The 19,707-nt window shown below is 61.6% G+C and carries 19 protein-coding genes and 1 pseudogene; 4 read left to right on the forward strand and 16 right to left on the reverse strand.

The features are described from left to right. Positions 1–19 precede the first annotated feature (19 nt). The 8 genes from HQL44_04645 to HQL44_04680 all read right to left on the reverse strand — a co-directional run bounded on the left by HQL44_04645 (position 20) and on the right by HQL44_04680 (position 7,727). A complete protein-coding gene (locus HQL44_04645) occupies positions 20–1,207 on the reverse strand; it encodes a glycerate kinase (GenBank protein ID MBF0267857.1) in 1,188 nt (395 codons plus the stop codon). 29 nt (positions 1,208–1,236) lie between these two features. Beyond that, on the reverse strand, positions 1,237–2,484 hold the full coding sequence (locus HQL44_04650) for an MFS transporter (GenBank protein ID MBF0267858.1): 1,248 nt from the start codon (positions 2,482–2,484) through the stop codon (positions 1,237–1,239). Beyond that, positions 2,481–3,191 (reverse strand): FadR family transcriptional regulator, encoded by a 711-nt coding sequence (locus HQL44_04655; protein MBF0267859.1) that lies wholly within the window; start codon positions 3,189–3,191, stop codon positions 2,481–2,483. The genes HQL44_04650 and HQL44_04655 overlap by 4 nt, the downstream gene beginning before the upstream one ends. Positions 3,192–3,222: 31 nt before the next feature. Beyond that, a complete protein-coding gene (locus HQL44_04660; protein MBF0267860.1) occupies positions 3,223–4,083 on the reverse strand; it encodes a DMT family transporter in 861 nt (286 codons plus the stop codon). 29 nt (positions 4,084–4,112) lie between these two features. Then, entirely contained in the window at positions 4,113–5,570 is a 1,458-nt protein-coding gene (locus HQL44_04665; GenBank protein MBF0267861.1) for an acyl--CoA ligase, read from the reverse strand. 8 nt (positions 5,571–5,578) lie between these two features. Beyond that, the gene (locus HQL44_04670; GenBank protein MBF0267862.1) at positions 5,579–6,376 is read right to left on the reverse strand and encodes an Hpt domain-containing protein; all 798 of its coding nucleotides are present in this window, start codon (positions 6,374–6,376) and stop codon (positions 5,579–5,581) included. Between the two features lie 106 nt (positions 6,377–6,482). After that, positions 6,483–7,157 carry a hypothetical protein gene (locus HQL44_04675; protein MBF0267863.1) on the reverse strand — a complete coding sequence of 225 codons (675 nt, stop codon included), beginning with the start codon at positions 7,155–7,157 and terminating at the stop codon, positions 6,483–6,485. 3 nt (positions 7,158–7,160) lie between these two features. Next, the gene (locus HQL44_04680; protein MBF0267864.1) at positions 7,161–7,727 is read right to left on the reverse strand and encodes a hypothetical protein; all 567 of its coding nucleotides are present in this window, start codon (positions 7,725–7,727) and stop codon (positions 7,161–7,163) included. A 142-nt stretch (positions 7,728–7,869) separates the two neighbouring features. On the opposite strand from HQL44_04680, the gene HQL44_04685 reads away from it, so the two are divergent. Genes HQL44_04685 through HQL44_04700 form a run of 4 tightly spaced genes read left to right on the forward strand, consistent with a single transcriptional unit; the run spans position 7,870 to position 12,642 of the window. After that, a complete protein-coding gene (locus HQL44_04685) occupies positions 7,870–9,300 on the forward strand; it encodes an MBOAT family protein (protein ID MBF0267865.1) in 1,431 nt (476 codons plus the stop codon). Positions 9,301–9,302: 2 nt separating this feature from the next. Beyond that, positions 9,303–10,433 (forward strand): hypothetical protein, encoded by a 1,131-nt coding sequence (locus HQL44_04690; GenBank protein MBF0267866.1) that lies wholly within the window; start codon positions 9,303–9,305, stop codon positions 10,431–10,433. A 32-nt stretch (positions 10,434–10,465) separates the two neighbouring features. Beyond that, complete coding sequence (htpX, locus tag HQL44_04695; GenBank protein MBF0267867.1) at positions 10,466–11,365, forward strand: zinc metalloprotease HtpX; 900 nt, start codon at positions 10,466–10,468, stop codon at positions 11,363–11,365. Then, positions 11,362–12,642 (forward strand): hypothetical protein, encoded by a 1,281-nt coding sequence (locus tag HQL44_04700; protein ID MBF0267868.1) that lies wholly within the window; start codon positions 11,362–11,364, stop codon positions 12,640–12,642. The genes htpX and HQL44_04700 overlap by 4 nt, the downstream gene beginning before the upstream one ends. Here the strand turns inward: HQL44_04700 and HQL44_04705 are convergent. The 8 genes and pseudogenes from HQL44_04705 to HQL44_04740 form a co-directional block, all read right to left on the reverse strand. Beyond that, positions 12,623–13,213: an HAD-IIIA family hydrolase gene (locus HQL44_04705; protein MBF0267869.1), complete on the reverse strand. Its 591-nt coding sequence runs from the start codon at positions 13,211–13,213 to the stop codon at positions 12,623–12,625. The genes HQL44_04700 and HQL44_04705 overlap by 20 nt on opposite strands. Further along, on the reverse strand, positions 13,192–13,800 hold the full coding sequence (locus HQL44_04710; GenBank protein ID MBF0267870.1) for an SIS domain-containing protein: 609 nt from the start codon (positions 13,798–13,800) through the stop codon (positions 13,192–13,194). The genes HQL44_04705 and HQL44_04710 overlap by 22 nt, the downstream gene beginning before the upstream one ends. Before the next feature lie 12 nt (positions 13,801–13,812). Beyond that, positions 13,813–14,511 (reverse strand): annotated as a pseudogene (locus HQL44_04715) (NTP transferase domain-containing protein). Beyond that, on the reverse strand, positions 14,511–15,491 hold the full coding sequence (locus HQL44_04720; protein MBF0267871.1) for a galactokinase: 981 nt from the start codon (positions 15,489–15,491) through the stop codon (positions 14,511–14,513). Before HQL44_04720 ends, HQL44_04715 begins: the two are co-directional and overlap by 1 nt. Continuing rightward, complete coding sequence (locus HQL44_04725) at positions 15,488–16,471, reverse strand: Gfo/Idh/MocA family oxidoreductase (protein ID MBF0267872.1); 984 nt, start codon at positions 16,469–16,471, stop codon at positions 15,488–15,490. The genes HQL44_04720 and HQL44_04725 overlap by 4 nt, the downstream gene beginning before the upstream one ends. Positions 16,472–16,475: 4 nt before the next feature. Further along, positions 16,476–17,348: an SDR family oxidoreductase gene (locus HQL44_04730; GenBank protein ID MBF0267873.1), complete on the reverse strand. Its 873-nt coding sequence runs from the start codon at positions 17,346–17,348 to the stop codon at positions 16,476–16,478. Then, positions 17,345–18,616: a UDP-glucose/GDP-mannose dehydrogenase family protein gene (locus HQL44_04735; protein MBF0267874.1), complete on the reverse strand. Its 1,272-nt coding sequence runs from the start codon at positions 18,614–18,616 to the stop codon at positions 17,345–17,347. The genes HQL44_04730 and HQL44_04735 overlap by 4 nt, the downstream gene beginning before the upstream one ends. Continuing rightward, positions 18,613–19,707 carry an NAD-dependent epimerase/dehydratase family protein gene (locus tag HQL44_04740; GenBank protein ID MBF0267875.1) on the reverse strand — a complete coding sequence of 365 codons (1,095 nt, stop codon included), beginning with the start codon at positions 19,705–19,707 and terminating at the stop codon, positions 18,613–18,615. The genes HQL44_04735 and HQL44_04740 overlap by 4 nt, the downstream gene beginning before the upstream one ends.

Below are 19,707 nucleotides of genomic sequence, written 5' to 3' on the forward strand. Positions count from 1 at the left end.
CAGCATACTGGATTGATTCTTAAAGCACCAGCACGAGACGTAAATCATTTAGGTTGGTTCGCGTGGGTCCGATTTCGATCAGATCGCCCAGGCCTGCAAAGAAACCGTAACTATCGTTGTCGGCCAGATGACGGCTGGCGTCCAGCCCCCGCGCTCTGGCTTTTTGCAGCGTCTCGGGTCCGATCTTTGCGCCTGCATTGTCCTGGCTGCCGTCGATGCCATCCGTGTCGATGGACAGGGCGTGAATTTGAGCCGCCCCGTTCAGCTCCAACGCCAAGGCCAACAGATATTCGCCGTTCGGACCACCTTGTCCTTTGCCCTTCAATGTCACGGTTAGTTCGCCGCCCGACAAGATCAGCGTGCCCGGTTTCGCGGCCAGCGCCAAACCGGCATGCGCCTTGGCGATCTGGCGGGCCTCGCCGGTTACTTGATCGCCAAGATCGAGAACGGACAGTCCCAGCGCCTGTGCCTTGGCTTTCACCGCCGCCAACATGTCGGCAGGCTTCAAGATCAGTCGATAATCCGCCCTTGCCAGTTTCGGATCGCCTGGCTTTGGCGATTCGCTCCAACAGACGGGCTGTGCAATGGCGTAGCGATCCAGAATGCGGCGCGCTTCTTCCGCCGTGCTGGGATCAGCCACCGTCGGACCCGAAGCGATGATCGCGGGATCGTCGCCCGCCACGTCGGAAACCGCCAAACTCACGATGGGGGCTGGCCAAGCGGCGACAGCCAGCCGCCCGCCCTTGATGGCCGACAGATGCTTGCGCACGCAATTGATCTCGCCGATCGCAGCGCCCGAAGCCAACAGGGCTTTGGTGACGCGCCTTTTCTCGTCCACCGACAGGCCGGGGGCGGGCAAGGCCAACAGCGCCGAGCCGCCGCCCGACATCAAGGCCAGCACCAGATCGTCTTGGCTCAAGCCTTGAACGGCGGCAAGAACGCGCTTGGCCGCAAGCTCTCCCGCCTGATCGGGAACCGGATGGGCCGCCAAGACGCAATCGATGCGCCTCAAAGGCAGGCCGTAGCCGTAGCGCGTGACCACCAGGCCGGAAAGCGGCGCATTCTTGGGCCAAGCGGCTTCGAGCGCCGCCGCCATGGAAGCCGCCGCCTTGCCCGCCCCCACGACGACTGTGCGGCCCTTGGGCGGTTTGGGCAGGAAGGAAGGCAAGCGGGTTTGGGGATCGGCGGCTTTCAAGCCAACATCCATCAGCGCCGACAACAAGGCGCCGGGCTGCGTCACTTTTGCGGCTTGCAAAAAGTTTCGCGCACCATGAGCGCGCCTAACAGCGAAGCAATCTGGCAGGCGGGCAGAACCAGGAAAGCCGACTGCCAAGCCGTCATCGAATAGATGCGCGCCCCATTCAACAAATCGCCCGTCCAACCAAGATCGAGCAACCAGCCGGTCAGCGATTGGAAGATCGCGCCGGTGCCCATCACCGCCATGTTGACGATGCCCAGCGTAGCCCCCGCCGCCCAATTGGGATTGTGTTCGCGCGCGGTGGCGAACAGCAGAACCATGCCGCCCGCACAGATGCCGTTCAGCAGCAGCAGTGCCGACAAAAGCCACAGCGGCAACGGCAGGTAAAGCCAGATCAAGGTGATGGCCAACGACCCCAGCGACGCCGCCAGCATGGGCGGCTTGCGCCGGTGCCAGTGGTCGGACAGCCAGCCGAAGATGGGAGAGCCGATGCCCCAGCCGATCAGCATCAAGGAAACGGCGCCCGCCGCTTCGGGCCTTGCCACGTCGTAACGCGTCATCAGGTAAGGCACGCCCCACAGGCCTGCAAAGGTCAACATGGGGGCCGCCAGCAAGGCGCCGAACAGCGAGGTCCAATAGGTTTGCGGCTCCTTCAGCGCCAGCGCCACGCCTGACCATAATTTGCTGCCTTCCTCGGGATCGTAGCTTTGCTGGCTGGCGGTGGCCGGTCGGTCGCGCACGATCAGCGCAAAAGCCACGGCCAGCACGCCAGCGATCATGGCGGTGCCCACCAAGGTTGCGCGCCAGCCGAATTCAGCCACGGCAAGGCCCAAAGGCACCTGTCCGCCCACCGCACCTGCCATGCCCATGGCCATGGTCAGACCGGTCAGCAGCGCAAAACGCTTAGGGGGAAACCAGACGGAGGCCACTTTCAGCGCGCCTACCCAGGTGACGGCGGTGCCGATGCCCACCAAGGCACGCCCGACATAGGCCAGTTCCACCCCGCCCGCTTGGCTGAACAGGTAGCAGCCCAACCCGGCGATCAAGGCCGAAGCGGCCAGCATGCGCCTGGGGCCGATGCGGTCCAGCATCAGGCCGATGGGAATCTGCAAGCTGGCATAGGCGTAGAAATAGAGCGAGGACAACACGCCGGTGATGGTGGCGCCGACGGCGAAATCGCGCATCAGCTCTTGCACCATCACGCCGGGCGCGACGCGTTGGAAGAATCCATAGCAATAGAAAATGGCCGCTAGGCCCCACATGAGCCAGGGAAGGAATTGCGTCATTCTTCCATCCCGCAGGCTTTCAGCACCTGCCCCAGATGGTTGTGAATCAGCAACTGCGCCTTGGCGCCATCGCCCGCCTTGACGGCTTCCAGGATGTCGCGATGCTGGCGGGCCAGGCGTCTTGCTTCCTCGGGCGTTTCGTAGACGCCCTGGCGCAGATGCGTGACCATTTCGGCCATCACCTCGCCCACGACGGTATGGATATGATCGTAGACGGCGCTGTCAGCACCCTGCGCCAGCGCCTTGTGAAAGGTCAAATCGTCGGCCACCACGCGCTTGCGCTTGAAATCGGTCTCCATCGAGCGCACGGCGTCTTCCATGGCGAGAAGCGAGTCCGGATCTTGCCGCCTCGCCGCGCGCTGGGCCGCCCAGCCTTCCAACAGCATGCGCAACTCGACCAAGTCCTTCAGATTCTGCGGCGAACGGCGAACCAAGCCCGCCAGGGGTGCTTCCAGTGTGCGCGCCGACGAGACAACCTTGGTGCCGCCGCCCTGGCGCGCCTCGAGATAGCCTTCGGCCTTCAGGCTTTGCAGGGCGGCCCGCACCGAAACCCGAGACACTTTCAAGGCTTCGGCCAATTGCCGCTCGCCGGGCAGCCGCTCGCCCGCCGCCAGCACGCCCTCGTCGATCAGACGGCGCAGATGGCCCGCCACCCGCTCGGACAGCAGCCCCGCATCCCGGCCTTCCTGAACCGCATAATTGGTCATACCAATGTTATGGCGATGATTGACGTTCGCGTCAACTCCCCCGAGGCAGGCTTCCCAATCTGGCGAGAAGTATACCGGCCAAGATGACCAGCCCGCCCGCCATGACCAACAGGGTCAGGCTTTCTCCCAGCAGGGTCCAAGCCAGCAAGGCCGCCACCAGGGGCTGAAGCAGCAGAACGACCGAGCCGAAAGAAGCGGGCAGATGGGCCAGGGCATAGGCGATCAGGCTTTGCCCGCCGACATGCGACACCAGGGCAAGGGCGATCAACGCCTCCCAGCCTTTGCCGGGTTCTGGCCACAGGGCTTCTCCCGACGCAACCGCCACCAGAAGCAGGACCGGCGTGGTGATCGCACCGCTGATCGTCATGATGGCGGCGGTGGACAGGCGAGAGCGCAGCCGCCCAACGGCGACGATGTAACCGGCATAGAAAACCGCTGTCAGTTGCGCCAGCAGATCGCCCGCCAGATGACTGCCGCCCAATTGCAGATTCTCGCCCATCAGCAACACGGCGCCACCCAAGGCCAGACCCATCCCGGCAATGAACAGTGGGCGAACCCCTTGCTTGAACAAAACCCACCCCGCCAGCGTCACGTAAATCGGCGCGAAATTGGGAAACAAGGTGGCATTGGCGACGCTGGTCAGCAAAAGCGCCCAATGCCAGACCGCCAGATCGGCGGCAAAGCACAGGCCCGCAACCGACAAGCCCTTTATGTCGCTCGCTCTGAAGGGTGGACGCTTTTGGGCATGGCATTCCCAAGCCAACCACAGGCCCAACACAGGCAAGGACAGAAGCAAGCGGTAAAAGGCGGTGGCCGACGGCCCCAGCGGACTTAGGCGGACCAGGATGGGGGCAAAGCCGATTCCCACCGCGCCCAGCAGCAAGGCGGCCAGCGCGATCCGGTTCGCACGCTGGCTTGCGCTCACGCTTTCGCCTGTTGCGAAAACATCCGCCTGACCTCGACGCGACGCAATTTGCCATTGGCGGTTTTTGGCAGCGCCTTCACTGCCTTGGCAGTGACCTGCCCCGCCTCTTTCGCAATATGCGCCGCCAGTTCTGGCGCGATCTGGGTCATGCTTTCGCCCGGCTCCAGAATGACCGCCAGGCACAATCTTTCGACGCCATCGCCATCCGGCGCCGAAACGGCGACGACGTCTCGCAAGGCAGGAACCGCCTTGCGCAGGCGTTGCTCCAATTGGTCGGGGGCGATCTTGACGCCGCCGATGTTCATCATCTCATCGCTGCGGCCCTGCAGGCGAAAGCGATTGTCCGCCAAGCGCTGGCCGATGTCGCCGCTTCTGAACCAGCCGTCATGGAAGGCCGAGCGCGACGCCAAATCGTCGTTCAGATATCCATAAACCAGTCCCGGCGTTTGCAGCTCGATCATGCCCAAAGCGCCCTCGGCCACCTCTTGCCCTTCCTTGTCGACAATCCGCAATCCGATGCCCGGACATGGCGTTCCCACCCCTTGCGGATCGATCAGACAGACAGCACTTCCGACTTCATTCGCGCCATAGCCGAACAAGATGTCGCAGCCAAGCCGTTCCAGCGTTTTCTTCCTTAGGGCCTTCGAAAAAGCGCCGCCGCAAGTGGTCAGGCGCAGGTCCGTCAGTTTGCGCAGGTCGGCAGGAAGCCGCTCCATCGTTTCGCCCAACAGCCCGGGAAGAATCCATAGATGCGTAATGTCGCCCTTGGCCAGCGCCTCGTCGGCTTTGGCGAAAATCGTTTGCCCGCCCTGGCGCAGGCAGGCCATGGCCCGACAATAGGCGGCGTTGACGGTAAAGGGATAGGCGACCAGAAGGCGGGCGTTGGATGAAATGGTCTCCAATTCCTGGACGTGGCGGATCCAGAAATCCTGCATGGCCGAGGTCATCATCATCAGCTTCGGCCTGCCCGTCGTGCCTGACGAGCGGTTGAGGCGAAGCGGGCGGGAATCTTCGAATGGCTCTTGCGGATGATCCAGGGCCAAGGGATCGGCCAGGGTGAAAACCTGGCGCAACCAATCGCTATCGAGGCGTTGGTGACGATAACTTCCCGAAATCGTCGGTTTGTCAGGGCTTAGCGCAAACTGCGCCAGGGCCAGCAAATCAGCCAGCGATTCGCCCTCGTTCTCCTCGCTGGCCAGGAAGCTGGCCGAAACGGCGCCCAGCGTTTCGCAAGCGATCAGCAGCAGCCAATGCACATACGGGTCGGGATGCGAGACGGCGACGATCTGGCCCTTTTGCACGCCGATGCCGTGCAGGGCGTGGGAAAAACGTTTGGCATCTTGGTGGAATGAACGCCAACTGATCCGATTGGCGAAAACCTCGATGGCGAGACGGTCGGGGAATCTGTCTGCCTGGACAGCCAAACAGTCAAGACTGGTCGGCGAGATGGCCACCGACAACCCTAAATCAGGAACAGCTGATCCAGCGCCTGGGCCAGATCGTCGCCGAAAGAGGGGCCTTTGCGAATCACCGGCACCTTCTTGGGCACCAGCTTCAGATACTCGTCCTCGGGGGGCAGGCTGGTGATCAGCGCGGTAGGAATGTTGCGCGTGCTGGGCATGTTGGCCAAGCCGATGGCCAGATCGATGCCCGACAATTCCGGCATCACCGCCGAGATCAGCACCATGTCCGGCTTGGTGTGCAAGATCATCGACAGCGCTTCCAACGTGTTGGTGGCCAGGACAGTGCGATAGCCGCACTGCTGCAATTCGCGCTCGACATAATGGGTTGCCGTGCCGTGCAGCATGACCAGCATGATTTCGACGTTGCGCACCTGGATGTCGCCGATGTCGAAACCGATCTTGGCAGGCAGCTTGCGCACCAGCATGGCGGGATCGGCTTCCTTTGCTTTTCCGCCCTCCATCAAATCAAGCGCAATCTCGATGAAGCGCTGAACGTCGTCGAGCGCTCGCGGCGGCATGTATTTCGTTTCGGCGAAATAGTCTTCCATACGGTGCGCCAGGGCGATGACCGCTTTCACGTCCAAGGTTCCGCCCTGCGATTTGAAGGTGATCGCGATGCGCCTGACCTCGCGCACCAATTCGTCCACCGGTTTTCGCCCTTGGCGCACCTCGGACAGCAGCATTTCCAACGAGCGCAATTGATCGGCGGCCTCTTCCAAGAAGGTGGCGCGCATTTCGGCCACGATCTCTTCCACCCCATTGGCGTAAACGCCTTCGCTGCCAACCTTGCCGGCCATCTTGTCCTCGCTTGTCGATAGCCCCGAGTGTGGGGCGGGGTGGGCCTGGGAATCAAGCCGAAACAGGTTACAGTCCGGCAACATCCCTATTCCGATCGGCTAATGATCAGGGCTTTTCCTGAACCGGCGGTTTTTCTTCGGGATTATCCGCCGGTTTTTCCTCAGGCTTTTGCGGGGCTGGCGGCGCGCTCTTTTCTTCCTGGCCGGGTTCCTGCGTCTTTTCTTGCGCGCTTTGGGCGTTCTTTCGCTCTTTTTCGCTCCAAGCCTTGAAGGCGGCCTCGCCCGCCTCGCGGCCATCGCGGGTGCGGGGAATTTGGATCGTCGAGTCCGGCCCGGTCGTCACCCACAAGGCGATGACATAGACGGGTTTGGTGACCGGCTTCTTGCCCCGCTTTTCCTCGATTATTTTGTCGCTTTCGTGCTCGACCAAGCCCCAGACGGCGGCTACCGCGCCGCAGCCCAGCCAGACTTGCGACGATTCCTGCGCCTGCTTGACGGCATCTGGCACCGATGCCTTCGAAAAATCGGGCAGGGGTGAAGGCACGCGGGCCACATCGACCAGTTCCGACATTTTCTTGACGACCGTTTCGGCCTGCAGGCCCTTCGAATCGTCGCCCAGCAAAGGGGCCAAGGCCACCACCGGTCGCCCGGCTTGCGTTTGTGCCTTGGCGATCAGCGAACAGTCCGGACCCCTGGGCTTTCTAAGGCCGAGCAGCACTACCGCCCCCACCAGCAGAATGGCGGCGGCAACGCCGATCAAAAGGATTCGCTTGCGTTCCATGGGTTAGGACGGCGCCGAAGCAGCTTGGGCAGGCTTGGGCGAACCGGCAGGCAACGGGGCGGCGACCGACCCGGATGGCGGCGGCAGAGCGGGCGTCGACGGGGCGGCGCCTTCGGCGGCTGATTTCGCCGCCTGCGCGTCGGCGGGCGCAGCCCCGCCATGCGCCTCCCGGCGCAGGGACTTGACCTTGTGGTCCAGGGCGTAGAGCAAATCGCGCGCCTCGCCCAGCAGCCGGTTGGTTTCCGCTAGATCGTGGCGCAACCCTTCCTCCGCCCCGGCCACCATCTTGCGCGTTTCTTCCAAGATGGTGATGCCGCGATTGGTGATGTCGGCTTGCATGCCGCCCTTGATCCGCTCGATCTCGTCCAACAATTCGCGCTTGATCCAGCGCGAGCGCTTGTTCAACTCCTCGTCTGCCCTTTTTAGGCCTTCCTCCAAGTCGTTGCGCATTTCGATCTTGATCTGATAGGCGCTTTTGACCAGCGACGACAGATAGACGATCAACGCCACGGCGAAAACGCCGATCAGCGCGACGATGAAAATGACGATGGTGACGGTCAAAAAGTTCATGACCTGCGTATGCTTCCTTCCTTAGCCCCCTCATGGTCGTCGATGTGGGGTCTCTTTGCAACCTTTTACAGGAAGAAACCCCTTGCTATGACGGGAACTTTCCGACACCGTGACCCCCGCCACCATCATTTGCGCTTATCTCATGTTGTTCAATTCGCTTTCTTTCCTATTCGTCTTCCTGCCGATTGCACTGGTGGGGTGCCGTTTGCTGGAACGGGCAAAGCGATCCAGTTGGATTGCGCTGTGGCTGGGTATAATCTCGCTCGCTTTCTACGGCTGGGACGATCCCCTGCGCTTGTTGCCGCTGATTCTGGCGTCTATCTGTTTCAATTTTCTGGTCGGCACGGGCCTAGCGCAACGCCCCTCGCGAAGCCTGCTTGCCCTGGGCATTATCGGCAACCTTGCTTTGCTAGGCTATTTCAAATATGCGGGGTTCCTGCTGGATAGCCTTGGCCTGATGGGCGTGGCGGGCCTTCCTGAAATCCAGGTGGCGTTGCCGATCGGCATTTCCTTTTACACCTTTACGCAAATCGCCTTCCTGGTTGACGCCTACAGCGGCAAGGCCAGGGAATACCGCTTTGGCCATTATTTGCTGTTCGTCACGTTCTTTCCGCATTTGGTCGCCGGCCCGATCCTGCACCACAAGGATATGATGCCGCAGTTTGAACGACGTCAGCGCAATCTGGGAAATTTGAACGATTTGACGCTTGGCCTCAGCATTTTTCTGTTGGGCCTGTTCAAGAAGGTAGTGCTGGCGGACGGCGTGGCGGTCTACGTAGCTCCCGCTTTCGACGCTGCGGCGCAAGGCGCGTCGCTAGGCCCGACAGACGCCTGGATGGGGGCCCTGGCTTTTACCCTGCAACTCTACTTCGACTTCTCGGGATATTCCGACATGGCGGTCGGTCTGGCCCGCATGTTCGGCATCGATTTTCCGATTAACTTCAACTCGCCTTACAAAGCCGCTTCACTCATCGATTTCTGGCGGCGCTGGCACATGACGCTGTCGCGATTTCTGCGCGACTATCTTTACATTCCGCTGGGCGGCAACCGGCAGGGGCCAACCCGCCGCCTGATCAATCTGATGTTGACCATGCTGATCGGCGGCCTGTGGCATGGGGCGGCCTGGACCTTCGTTCTGTGGGGAGGTCTGCATGGACTTGGGTTGGTGGTCAATCATCTCTGGCGCCTGGGGCCAGGGAAATTTCTTGCGCTTCCCCGCTGGCTGAGCTGGGGAATCACCTTCATCTTCGTCGTGCTGGCTTGGGTACCCTTCAGGGCCGAGAATTTTGATGCTGCGATTGCCCTATGGCGTGGCATGTTTCTTGGCGCTGGCGAGAACCTGCCTCAATTTGATGGGCTGGAACCGTTACAGGGCTGGGCCTGGATCGTCGGCCTGCTGAGCCTAGCGGTTCTGGCTCCAAACAGTCAGGAAATCATGCTTGAGGGCGCCAACAAGCCACTTGCTTGGAAACCCGCACGCGCTTGGGGCATTCTGTTGGGCGGCATGGGCGGCATGGCGCTGGCCATGATCGTCATGCAGGCTCAATCTGAATTTCTCTATTTCAGGTTCTAGCGATGCCGAGACGCAACCATCGCTATTTTCCTTGGCTGGGCCTAGGCGTCATGCTGGGCTTTATTCTGTCTGTAGAGCTGTTTTTCGGTTCATGGTTCAAAGCGCCGGGGCTATGGAATTTAGGCATCATCCGTAGCGTCGACTGGACGATCGACGTCTCTGAACACTACCAGCATGAGGGTCCGATTCGTTATAGACGCGATTACTACGGTCTGCGCGGGTCCTTCGGCCATCCAAGGGAAATCGACCTGCTGGTCATCGGCAACAGCAGCACCGATCAGCGCAACGTGGCAGAGGGCGAAACCTGGGTCGACCAATTGAACGCCTGCTTGAATAAGAAGGGCGCAAAAGTAAAGACCGCCAATGCAGGCGTAACCGGGCAAACCCTTCGCGGCCTGGCTCGTAACTTCGACCTTTGGTTCAATCACATTCCGGGCCTGAAGCCCAAATGGGTCCTGGCCTATTTCGGCGTTACCGAGATGGATTTGGCGGATCGCGACGACAGTGACGACGTGCGCAGGTATTTCGAAACCAACAAACCTCCGCCGCCTTGGAAAAATCTGCAAAACTGGATCAAGATGAACAGCGCGCTCAACCGCCTGTTCTCCGATGCGAGATCCAACCTGAAGGCTTGGCGCAGGGGCGAAATGCCCAGCGCCCAAACCAGACCGACAAGCGCCGGGTTTCGGGGCGACAAAGCCGTCGATGATCGGCTTGCCAAGGCGGCGCCAGAAGCCCTGGCCCTCAATTCGCAAGCCTTTCTCGCCCTTAGGGCTCAAGAGGAGGAGCGCTTGCAAAGCGAGCTTGCCTCGTTTGAGACCCGTCTGGGGCATCTCAATGCCAAAACCCAAGCCTTTGGCGCTCAACCGATTTTCGTGACGCAGAATTCGGCCAATTATCGCGTAGAGGGCGGCAAGGTGTGGGGTGACGTCCGTCAATTTATCCGCCTGCGCGCGTTGGCCAAACGTACTATGTCGTATTGCGCGGCCCAGAAGATGGTCTGCTTCGATCTGAGCGCCGATCTGTCCTTGGAAGATGGCGACGCCTATGACGGCGCGCACTTGACGGCCAAAGGTTCGGCGCGTGTCGCCGATTACCTGTGTCAACGCCTGAGCCTGCAAGCTCCCCCTTGAATCGAAACCCTCTCTTCACTATTCCTAGCCCCATGGGATACGCGAAAACCGCTCTTCTCCTTGCCGGCATGACCGGCCTGTTCCTGACCGTCGGCTTTCTGATCGGCGGCGAGACCGGCATGCTGATGGCCCTGGGCCTGGCGCTGGCCACCAACCTGTTCGCCTATTGGAATTCGGGGAATATGGTGTTGTCGATGTACGGAGCCAGGGAAGTCGGCCCCAACGACGCGCCGGAACTGTATCAGATCGTGGCCCAGCTGGCCCGCAACGCCCAATTGCCGATGCCCAGGGTTTATCTGATCGACAATCCACAACCCAACGCCTTCGCCACCGGGCGCAATCCGGAAAACGCCGCCGTGGCGGCCACCACCGGCCTTTTGAATTTGTTAAGCCCCGAGGAAATCGCGGGCGTCATGGCCCATGAGCTGGCGCATGTCAAAAACCACGACACGCTGGTCATGACCATTGCCGCCACCATCGCGGGCGCCGTCGGCATGCTGGCCAATTTCGCTTTCTTCTTCGGCGGGTCGCGTTCCAGCAGCGAAGAAGGCGGCGGCAGCCCTTTGGGCGCCGTGGGCACCATCCTGGCCGCGATCCTGGCCCCCATTGCCGCCATGTTGGTGCAGATGGCCATTTCCAGATCCCGCGAATACGAAGCCGACCGCGAGGGCGCAGCGATTTGCGGCCAGCCCCTCTGGCTGGCCCAAGCCTTGGGCAGGCTTGAGGCCGCCGCCCACGTCATTCCCAACCGCGATGCCGAGGCGAACCCCGCCACGGCGCACATGTTTATCGTCAATCCACTTTCCGGAAAAGGAATGGACAACCTGTTCTCAACACATCCCAGCATGGATAATCGCATCGCCCGTTTGCGGGCCATGCAGCCAGAATCCCGGCCCGCCGCAGCGCAACGCCCGCGCGGTCCCTGGGGATGAGCGCGCAAGGTCTGGTTTCCAGGCAAGCGGCGCTTGATCTGATCCGCGCCGTTCTGACTTATCGCAAGCCGTTGGACACGGCGCTGGACGCAAGCCCCGCTTTCAAGCTGCTGCCGGTGCGCGACCGCGGGCTGGCCCGCCATTTGGCCGCCACCACCCTGCGCCGCCTGAACGCCATCGACGACCTGATCGGCCAATGCGTCGACAAACCGCTTGGACAGCGTGGCGAACCGGCCAGCATGGCCTTAAGACTGGGCATCGCCCAACTCTTGTTTCTCGATTTACCCCCGCATGCGGCGGTGGCTACAGCCGTCGAGCTGGCGCCCGCCAACTACAAAGGGCTGGTCAACGCCGTTTTGCGCCGTATCGGACGCGACGGCAGGGCCATGCTGGCAGCCTTGGATCTGGATAGAACCTGCATACCAGACTGGTTGTGGCAAGACTGGGTGCAAGACTGGGGCGCAGACAAGGCCGGGCTGATCGCCAAGGCCAGCCTGCAAGAAGCGCCGCTTGATCTATGCGTGACGGCAGACGCTGAGAAATGGGCCGAGGCACTGGGCGCCGAGACCCTGCCCACCGGATCGCTCCGCCTGATGAAGCCCGGCCCGGTCACCGAACTGCCCGGCTTCAAGGAAGGGGCTTGGTGGGTGCAAGATGCCGCCGCCGCCCTGCCGGTGCGCCTGCTGGGCGAAGTGCGGGGGCTGAAGGTGGCCGACCTGTGCGCCGCCCCCGGCGGAAAAACGGTTCAGTTGGCAGCCCTGGGGGCCGAGATCACCGCCGTTGAGAAAGCCGACGGAAAACTGCCCAGAATGCGCGAGAATCTGGCCCGCCTGCATCTGCAAGCACGCCTGATCACCGCCGACGCCGCCAGTTGGAAGCCCGGCTTAGCGCAAGACGCCGTGCTGCTGGATGCGCCCTGCACCGCCACCGGCACGCTGCGCCGTCATCCCGACGCCCTGCATTTGAAGCGCCAAAGCGATGTAGCAGGTATGCAGGAAAGCCAAGCAAAGCTGCTGGCCAACGCCGCCAAGATGCTTAAAACGGGCGGCAAGCTGGTCTATTGCGTCTGTTCGCTGTCCAAGGCCGAAGGCGAGGCCATTGCAAGGCAGGCCCCGCCTAGCCTAGTGATCGACCCCATCTGCGCCGACGAAATTGCCGGATTGCCTGAAGGCGCCATCACAAAAGAGGGCTTCTTGCGCACCTTCCCCGACATGTGGGCGGACAGGGGCGGCATGGACGGCTTTTTTGCCGCCCGCTTTAAGCGGATTGAAGAATGAGCGCCGCCGCTTGCGTCAAATCCTGCACATGGGCCAAGGGCCTGGGGTCGGCGCCAGCTTCGCCCTGACCCGAAACTTGAATCGCCTTGACCCCAGCACCCTGGGCACAAGCGATGTCGGTCGCCCGGTCGCCCACCATCCATGACGCGTGCAGATCGATGCCGAACCAACGCTCGGCCTGCAGCAGGAAATAGGGACTGGGTTTTCGGCAGGCGCAGACGCCATAACCGGGCAGGGTCGATTCGGGATGGTGCAGGCAGGTGAAGACCGCCTTCAGCGACACGCCTTCTTGCGCCAAATCGAAACGAAGCCGGTCATTGATCGCCGTAATGGCTTCCAGCGGCGTCTTCTTGTTTTTGGCGTAGCTGGGCTGGTTGGTGACGACGATCAACGCGTAACCCGCCTTTTGCAAATCGCGCATGGCCTGGGCAGCGCCCGGATTCAGGCGAAAGTCTTCCACCCGGTGCGGAGACTCGAAGGCTTTGGCCGCCTCGTTCCAGACATTGGGATTGATGACGCCGTCGCGATCTAGAAATACGGCTTTGCGCGTTATTTTCCTACCGATTCCCATTTCATCTCGCGGTCTTTGAGGCGGGGATGGGTGACGATCATATGCCAAACGACGCCCTGGAAGGCTTCGGTGTGCGGCGTGATGGTGTTGGGATTGACCACGGGAATGACCACGCAAGCATCTGCCATCTTGGCCGTCGAGCCGCCATCGCGGCCAACCACGCCCAAGATCTTGGCGCCGTTGGCGCGGGCGGTTTCAAGGGCGCGCACGATATTCATGCTGACCCCCTTTTCGGCGTTGCCGCCGCCCACCGAAAAGACGAACACGCCGTCCTTGGGGCCGATGCGCGATCCCTTCAGCCATTCGGCAAAGCTGCTGTCCCAGCCATCGTCATTGATCCTGGCCGTCAGTTCCGAGACATTGTCGGTGGGCGCATAGGATTCGACGCCCGCGATTTTGCGAAAATCATTGACCGCATGCGCGCAATTGCCCGCCCCGCCGCCAACGCCCAGAAAGAACAACCGCCCGCCATTGGCCCGGATGTCGGCCACGTGGTCGACCATGCTGTCGATGGCCTTGGCGTCGATCATGTTGAGAATCTGGATCGCTTCGCCAATATAGGCGTTGGTGTAGTCGCTGGCACTCATGGGCCGTCCCTCGTTCAGATGCGCGTTCAAGTCCGCCAGGCCCGCGAAAGAGCCTATCTCGTAAAAGCGGCGATCCACCTCGTAACCGACCAGATCGCCCTTGTCCAGCAGAAGCCCGAACAGATCGGCCAGATCGAAGGCTTGCGGCGCCTCCGCCAGGGCTTGCCTGTTGATCACCGACAAACCCCAATCTATATGCTTGAACAATGGGTCGCGCTTGGTCTTCGAATAGTCGATCAGCCTTCCGGCCTCGAAGCGGGCGTTGCTAAGGCCAAACCGGTTGTCGTTTTGCCACACCGTCATCAAGGCCGATTTGCCCGATCGGCGATAGGCGTCAACCAGTTGGGAAAACGGCGTTTCCAGGTAGGAATCGCCATACATGACCAGCAGGTCATGAGCGCCCGGAAGTTGAGTCAGCGCCTGCTTCAGCGCTCCCCCGGTGCCCAGGGGCTGCGCGCCATCCAGACTGTAAGTGATTTCAAGCCCAAAGGACCCGCCATCACCGGCGAACGCCTTGATCTGATCGGCCAGATGGCCGATGGCCATGACGACGCGTTTAATGCCCTGCCCTGCGACCAGGCGCAGTTGATGGGCGAGAAACGGCTCGCCCGCCACCGGCAGCAGGGATTTGGGAATATCCCTGGTCAGCGGCATCAGGCGCGAGGCCTTGCCGCCCGCCAGAATGACAAGGGGAGGCAGGGGTCCGGTCATTACTGAACGACGACCTTGGTGCCTTCGAAATCGAAGCGGAAACGCACTTCCTTCAGGCCCGCCTCGGTCATGGCGTGGCGCAGGCGGGTTTTGTCATGCGCGTAGAACATCAAGAAACCGCCGCCGCCCGCGCCTACCAGCTTGCCGCCCACGGCGCCGTTCTTCATGCCCAGATTGTACCAATTGTCAATTTCAGGATTGCTCATCGATTTCGAACGCTGCTTCTTGTGCAGCCAATGTTCATGCATGATGCGCCCGAATTCCTCCAGATCGCCGGTTTCGAACGACTTCAGGCTGCGCTCGCCCAGTTCCTTGACGAAATGCAGATTGTCGATCATGCCTTGATCCATCGATCGGCTTTTGTCGTCTTGCTCCTTCAGGATGCTTGACGCCTGGCGCGAGAATCCGGTGAAGAACAGCATCAGATTGTCTTCCAGATTGTAAAGCGTCTCGCGGCTGATCGGCAGCGGCCAGGCCTCCACGGCATTGCTGGGGTGGTAGCGAAAGCAGGTGACGCCGCCGTAAGCCGCCGCATATTGGTCCTGCTTGCCGATCGGCTCGCCCAGTATGTCGATCTCGATCTTGCAGGCCAGTTCCGCCACTTCGGCGGGCGACAATTGGCGCTTGGTGAAGGTGTAAAGCGCCTTCAGAAGCGCCGTGGTGAAACTGCCCGAACTGCCCAGCCCCGTACCGGCCGGGATGTCGGCCATGCTGGTCATTTCCAGGAAGCGGCCATCGACGCCGGACAAGCGGAAGGCCTCGCGCACGATGGGATGTTCGATATCGCCGACGTCCGAGACGCGCTCGGTCTTCGAGTATTTCACGATCAGGTCTTCGACGAAGGTTTGATGCAGCGTGATGTAGACATAGCGGTCGATCGCCGCCGCCATCAAGAAGCCGCCGTGATTTCGGTAGTAGGACGGCAGATCGGTTCCGCCGCCGCCAAGTGTGATGCGAAGCGGGCTGCGCACGATGATCATGGCGCTTGGTTCCTTTCGTAAATGCCTTCCACCACGGCCAGCACGGCCTTGGCGTCTTCCAGATCGCTAAGCGGCCTGCGCTTCTCGGCGATCGCCGATTTGAACTCGGCCCACTCCAACTGCCAGGACTTGTCCGGGAAAGGGTATTCGTATTTCGTGGTTTCGGGCGGCCCCATTTCCGGCAGCATTTTATAATGGGTAAGACTTTCCACGCCGTAACTGCCGCCCAGCCCGTCGATCTGCAATTTGGCGTTCCGGCACATGATTTCCAGCGAGAAGATGTTCTTCCATTCGCTCCACCCGGCATGCAGCCAGGCCATGGCCCCGCTTGCGCTTTCCAGGGCCATGAAGGCGTTGTCATCGACGTCGCCTTGCCAGAAATAGCGAGGGGCGCGGCCCCAGCAGCGGGCGAAATCGCCCATGAACCAACGGGACAGATCGATCAGATGCGATCCCTGGTCCAGCAACTCGCCGCCGCCCGAAACGTTGGCGTCGAAGCGCCATTCCTTTTCGTAGCCGACGCGTCCCCCATGGCCGTAGCGCCCGCGAATGAACATGACCGGCCCCGGTTCGCCGGAATCGAAAATCTCGCGCGCTTTTAGCATGGCCGGGTGAAAACGGTGATTGAACCCCACCTTCACCGTTACGCCCGCCGCCTTTGCGGCGGCAATGACGGGATCAAGCTCGCGGGGGCGGCGAGCGCCAGGCTTTTCCAGCATCACATGCTTGCCATGCTTGGCCGCCGCCTCGGCCAAAAGGGCGAGATTGTCATGGGTGACGGCGATAACGACGGCGTCCGCCTTGGCGTAAGCGCACAGAGCCAAGGGATCGGCCACGATTTCGGCGCCGGCATATTGCGCCGCCAACTTTTTGGCGCGCGCCTGATCCAGGTCGCAAACCGCCACCACCTGATCGGACCTGTCCAAGGCTGCAAGACGCTTGGCGCCGATCAATCCGCATCCGACCAGGGCAATGCGCATGTCGTCAGCCTCCCCAATCCTGGCCGCGATCCTTGGGCATCACCCGGCGCAGCGTGTAAACGTCGCTATTTTCCAAGTCGTCGCGATGGCCCTCGAAGCCGGGCCATGGGTCCCAGGGCGCCGAAATCAGCTTGCCGGTCAGGCCGTCGCTGTCGCCTGACGCCAGCCAAACGCAAAGCGCCGCCGCCTTCTCCAGGGGAGAGGCTTTCCCGGAATCCACCATGCCCTTGATGCGGTTGTAGAATGCCTCGCCCACCGTCTCGGGTCCCGCCGCCAGCAACTGGTCGGTCAAGCGCGTATCCAGCACCCCCGGAGCGATGGCGTTGACGTCGATCTTGTGATCTTGCAGTTCCATGGCCAAGGTTTCTGTAAAGCGCACCACGCCCGCCTTCGAGGCGGCATAGGCGCTGATGCGGGGAAGCGGGTTGGTTGCCCCGCCGCCGGACAGATTGACGATCTTGCCGTAAGCCGCCGCCTTCATTGCGGGCACCACGGCGCGGCAGACATAGACAAGCCCCATCAGATTGATGGCGATGGCGTCGGCCCACTCCTTCCAATCGATGCTTTCAATGGGTCCAAGCGGGCCGTAGACGCCCGCATTGTTGACCAATACATCAATGTGGGCGAATTCCTCCAGGGTAGCGGCCACCAGCGCATCCACCTGTTCCGTTTTGGCGACGTCGCAGGACATCGCGAAAACGCGCTGCCCTGGCTTGGCCTTGGCGCGAAGCGCGTCTGCCGCCTCGTCCAGCTTGGCTTTGTCGCGGGCACATATGGCAAGCCCGGACAAGCCCGCCTCCAAATACGCTTCGGCGATGGCGAAGCCCAGGCCCTGATTGGCGCCGGTCACGATGGCGGTGCGGTTGTGCAAAGTCATGCGGGCGTTCCGATGGTGACGTAGCGGATGGATTTCGCCGAAGCCAGATGGCCCAAATGGCGGTCGGGGTCAAGCAGCAGGGGCGTTTCCATGCCCGTCAGCAGCATGACCTCGGAAAGATCCTTGAATTCCGGCCAGGCCGTCGCGACCACCGCCGCTTCGACGCCTTGCAAGGCGTCGGCCAGCGACGTGGCCAGGATCAATCCGGAAACGGGCGACGTGGCCACCTTGGGGTCATAGGCCACGGGTCGCGCCTTGGCCGCGATCAGCCCACGCGCCAATTCCACGCCCAACGAGCGGCGAACGGCGTCGGTGCCCGGCTTATAGGCCAGCCCAAGAATGGCCACGCGCCGCCCGGCCAAATCGCCCCACAAATGCTCGAGGGTCCTGAGCGGCCATTGTCGATGCGCGTTATTGCTGCCCGGCACCGATTTCAGCATGGCGGCGCCGGTGCCGAACTGATCGGCCAGTTGCCCAAGAAAGGCGATGTCGCGGGCCAAGGTGCCGCCCGCGAAGGCCGAACCTGGGCGAATATAGGCCTTGGGGCCGATTCTTGGCTCGGCCTTCAGCGCTCTTTCGACATCCGCCGCGTCGGCACCGATGCGCTCGCAAAGCACCGCCACCTCATTGGCGAAGGTAACGCTGACCGCCAGAAAGGAATTGAGCGCATGTTTGACCATCTCAGCGGAAGCGCAAGACATCCACAAGATGTTGGGACAGACGCCTGCGATCATGGGTTCCAGCGCGGCTTTCACCCAAGGGGCTTGCGTTCCCACGATGATGCGCTCGGATTGCAAGAAGACGTCGATCGCCTTGCCCAGGCGCAAATTCTCGGGCGACACCGCCAGGCCGATGGCCTTGCCCTTTGGCAGCAATCCTTCCAACCGCTTGGCGGTGCCCGCCGAAAGCTGCGAGGAAATCAGCAGCACCGCGCCACCGTCCATATGGGGCAACACGCTTTCAATCTGGCGCACCACGTAATCGACGTCGGCATTGTCGTCGTCATCGACCGGCGTGTCGAAGGTGACCCACACCACGGCAGAACCCTTGACTGCCGCTGGATCGGTCGAGAAGGAAAGGCGCTGTGCCGCCAGCCCCTCGGCCAGCAGGTCGTCAAGACCCGGCTCGAACAAAGGGGCCTTGCCAGCACCCAGGTCAGCGACGACCTTGGCGTCGGGATCGATGCCCACTACTTCGTGGCCCAGCTTGGCCAGACAGGCCGCCGTCACCGAACCCAGATGCCACAAGCCTTGAACGGCGATTTTCATGAACGGCGCTCCAGCACCCAGGGATTGGCCTTGATCCAGCGAACGGTGCGGCGCACGCCCTCTTCGATGCTGCATTTGGGCTGCCAGCCCAAGGCCATGATCCTTTTAGGGCTAAGCCAGATGAAGGGATTGTCGCCGATCCAGCCCCGCTCGCCGCCCTCGAAGGTAAATTCGGGCGTCACGCCCAACTCGTCGCAAATTACCTTGGCCGAATCGATCACCTCGACATAGCCGTCAAAACCCAGGTTGAAGACGTTCACCTTCTCCTGCGCCTTGGTCATGGCCAGCAGCATGGCGTCGATGCAATCGCCGACATGCATGTAGGATTTGCGCTGACGCCCGTCGCCCAGAATATGCAGGCGCTTGGGATCCGCCATCAACTTCTTGATGAAATCGAAGACATGGCCATGCGTATAGCGTTCTCCCAGCACGGAGACGAAGCGGAAGATGTAGCCGGAAAGGCCGAAACCCTCGGCATAGGCAGCGATCAGCCCCTCGCCCGCCAGCTTGGAAGCGCCGTAAAGCGAGGTTTGAATGGGAAAGGGCGCATCCTCGGGCGTTGGTATGACGGCGGCCTCGCCGTAAACCGAGCCGGTGGACGAAAATCCGATGCGTTTGACGCCATTGGCCCGCATCGCCTCCAACACGTTGAAGGTGGCGATGGTGTTCTGTTCCAGATCGCGCCTGGGGTGATCGGTGCCAAAGCGCACATCGGCATTGGCCGCCAGATGAAAGACCGTTTCCGCCCCCGCCATCGCATGGGTCATGGCGGGCAGATCGAGCACGTCGCCCCGGATCAGTTTGAAATTAGGATGCTTTTGCGCTTCGGCGATGAATTCCACGAAGCCGGTCGACAGATTGTCGTAGGCCGTGACCTTGTGGCCCAGGGCCAGCAGGCGGTCGGCTAGATTGGAGCCGATATAGCCAGCGCCGCCCGTGATGAAACAATGGCCCAGACTGGTTGAATCCACGCTATTTCCCCCTTGAAAGAGGCCCGAAACTAGCGGCAAAGGGGGGGAGGGGTCAACCCTTGGCGCCTTAGCTAGCCTGACAGCTAGAATAATCCTGGACAAAGGGACGGCATATGGCAT

Source organism: Alphaproteobacteria bacterium, from assembly GCA_015231795.1.
Taxonomy (GTDB): Bacteria; Pseudomonadota; Alphaproteobacteria; order Rhodospirillales; family WMHbin7; genus WMHbin7.

Bases quoted from the DNA above. Each gene is read 5' to 3' on its own strand.
- HQL44_04645 (MBF0267857.1), bottom strand. From the start codon at position 1,207: ATGGATGTTGGCTTGAAAGCCGCCGATCCCCAAACCCGCTTGCCTTCC.
- HQL44_04650 (MBF0267858.1), bottom strand. From the start codon at position 2,484: ATGACGCAATTCCTTCCCTGGCTCATGTGGGGCCTAGCGGCCATTTTC.
- HQL44_04655 (MBF0267859.1), bottom strand. From the start codon at position 3,191: ATGACCAATTATGCGGTTCAGGAAGGCCGGGATGCGGGGCTGCTGTCC.
- HQL44_04670 (MBF0267862.1), bottom strand. From the start codon at position 6,376: ATGGCCGGCAAGGTTGGCAGCGAAGGCGTTTACGCCAATGGGGTGGAA.
- HQL44_04675 (MBF0267863.1), bottom strand. From the start codon at position 7,157: ATGGAACGCAAGCGAATCCTTTTGATCGGCGTTGCCGCCGCCATTCTG.
- HQL44_04680 (MBF0267864.1), bottom strand. From the start codon at position 7,727: ATGAACTTTTTGACCGTCACCATCGTCATTTTCATCGTCGCGCTGATC.
- HQL44_04685 (MBF0267865.1), top strand. From the start codon at position 7,870: ATGTTGTTCAATTCGCTTTCTTTCCTATTCGTCTTCCTGCCGATTGCA.
- HQL44_04690 (MBF0267866.1), top strand. From the start codon at position 9,303: ATGCCGAGACGCAACCATCGCTATTTTCCTTGGCTGGGCCTAGGCGTC.
- htpX (MBF0267867.1), top strand. From the start codon at position 10,466: ATGGGATACGCGAAAACCGCTCTTCTCCTTGCCGGCATGACCGGCCTG.
- HQL44_04700 (MBF0267868.1), top strand. From the start codon at position 11,362: ATGAGCGCGCAAGGTCTGGTTTCCAGGCAAGCGGCGCTTGATCTGATC.
- HQL44_04705 (MBF0267869.1), bottom strand. From the start codon at position 13,213: ATGGGAATCGGTAGGAAAATAACGCGCAAAGCCGTATTTCTAGATCGC.
- HQL44_04710 (MBF0267870.1), bottom strand. From the start codon at position 13,800: ATGAGTGCCAGCGACTACACCAACGCCTATATTGGCGAAGCGATCCAG.
- HQL44_04720 (MBF0267871.1), bottom strand. From the start codon at position 15,491: ATGATCATCGTGCGCAGCCCGCTTCGCATCACACTTGGCGGCGGCGGA.
- HQL44_04725 (MBF0267872.1), bottom strand. From the start codon at position 16,471: ATGCGCATTGCCCTGGTCGGATGCGGATTGATCGGCGCCAAGCGTCTT.
- HQL44_04730 (MBF0267873.1), bottom strand. From the start codon at position 17,348: ATGACTTTGCACAACCGCACCGCCATCGTGACCGGCGCCAATCAGGGC.
- HQL44_04735 (MBF0267874.1), bottom strand. From the start codon at position 18,616: ATGAAAATCGCCGTTCAAGGCTTGTGGCATCTGGGTTCGGTGACGGCG.
- HQL44_04740 (MBF0267875.1), bottom strand. From the start codon at position 19,707: ATGCCATATGCCGTCCCTTTGTCCAGGATTATTCTAGCTGTCAGGCTA.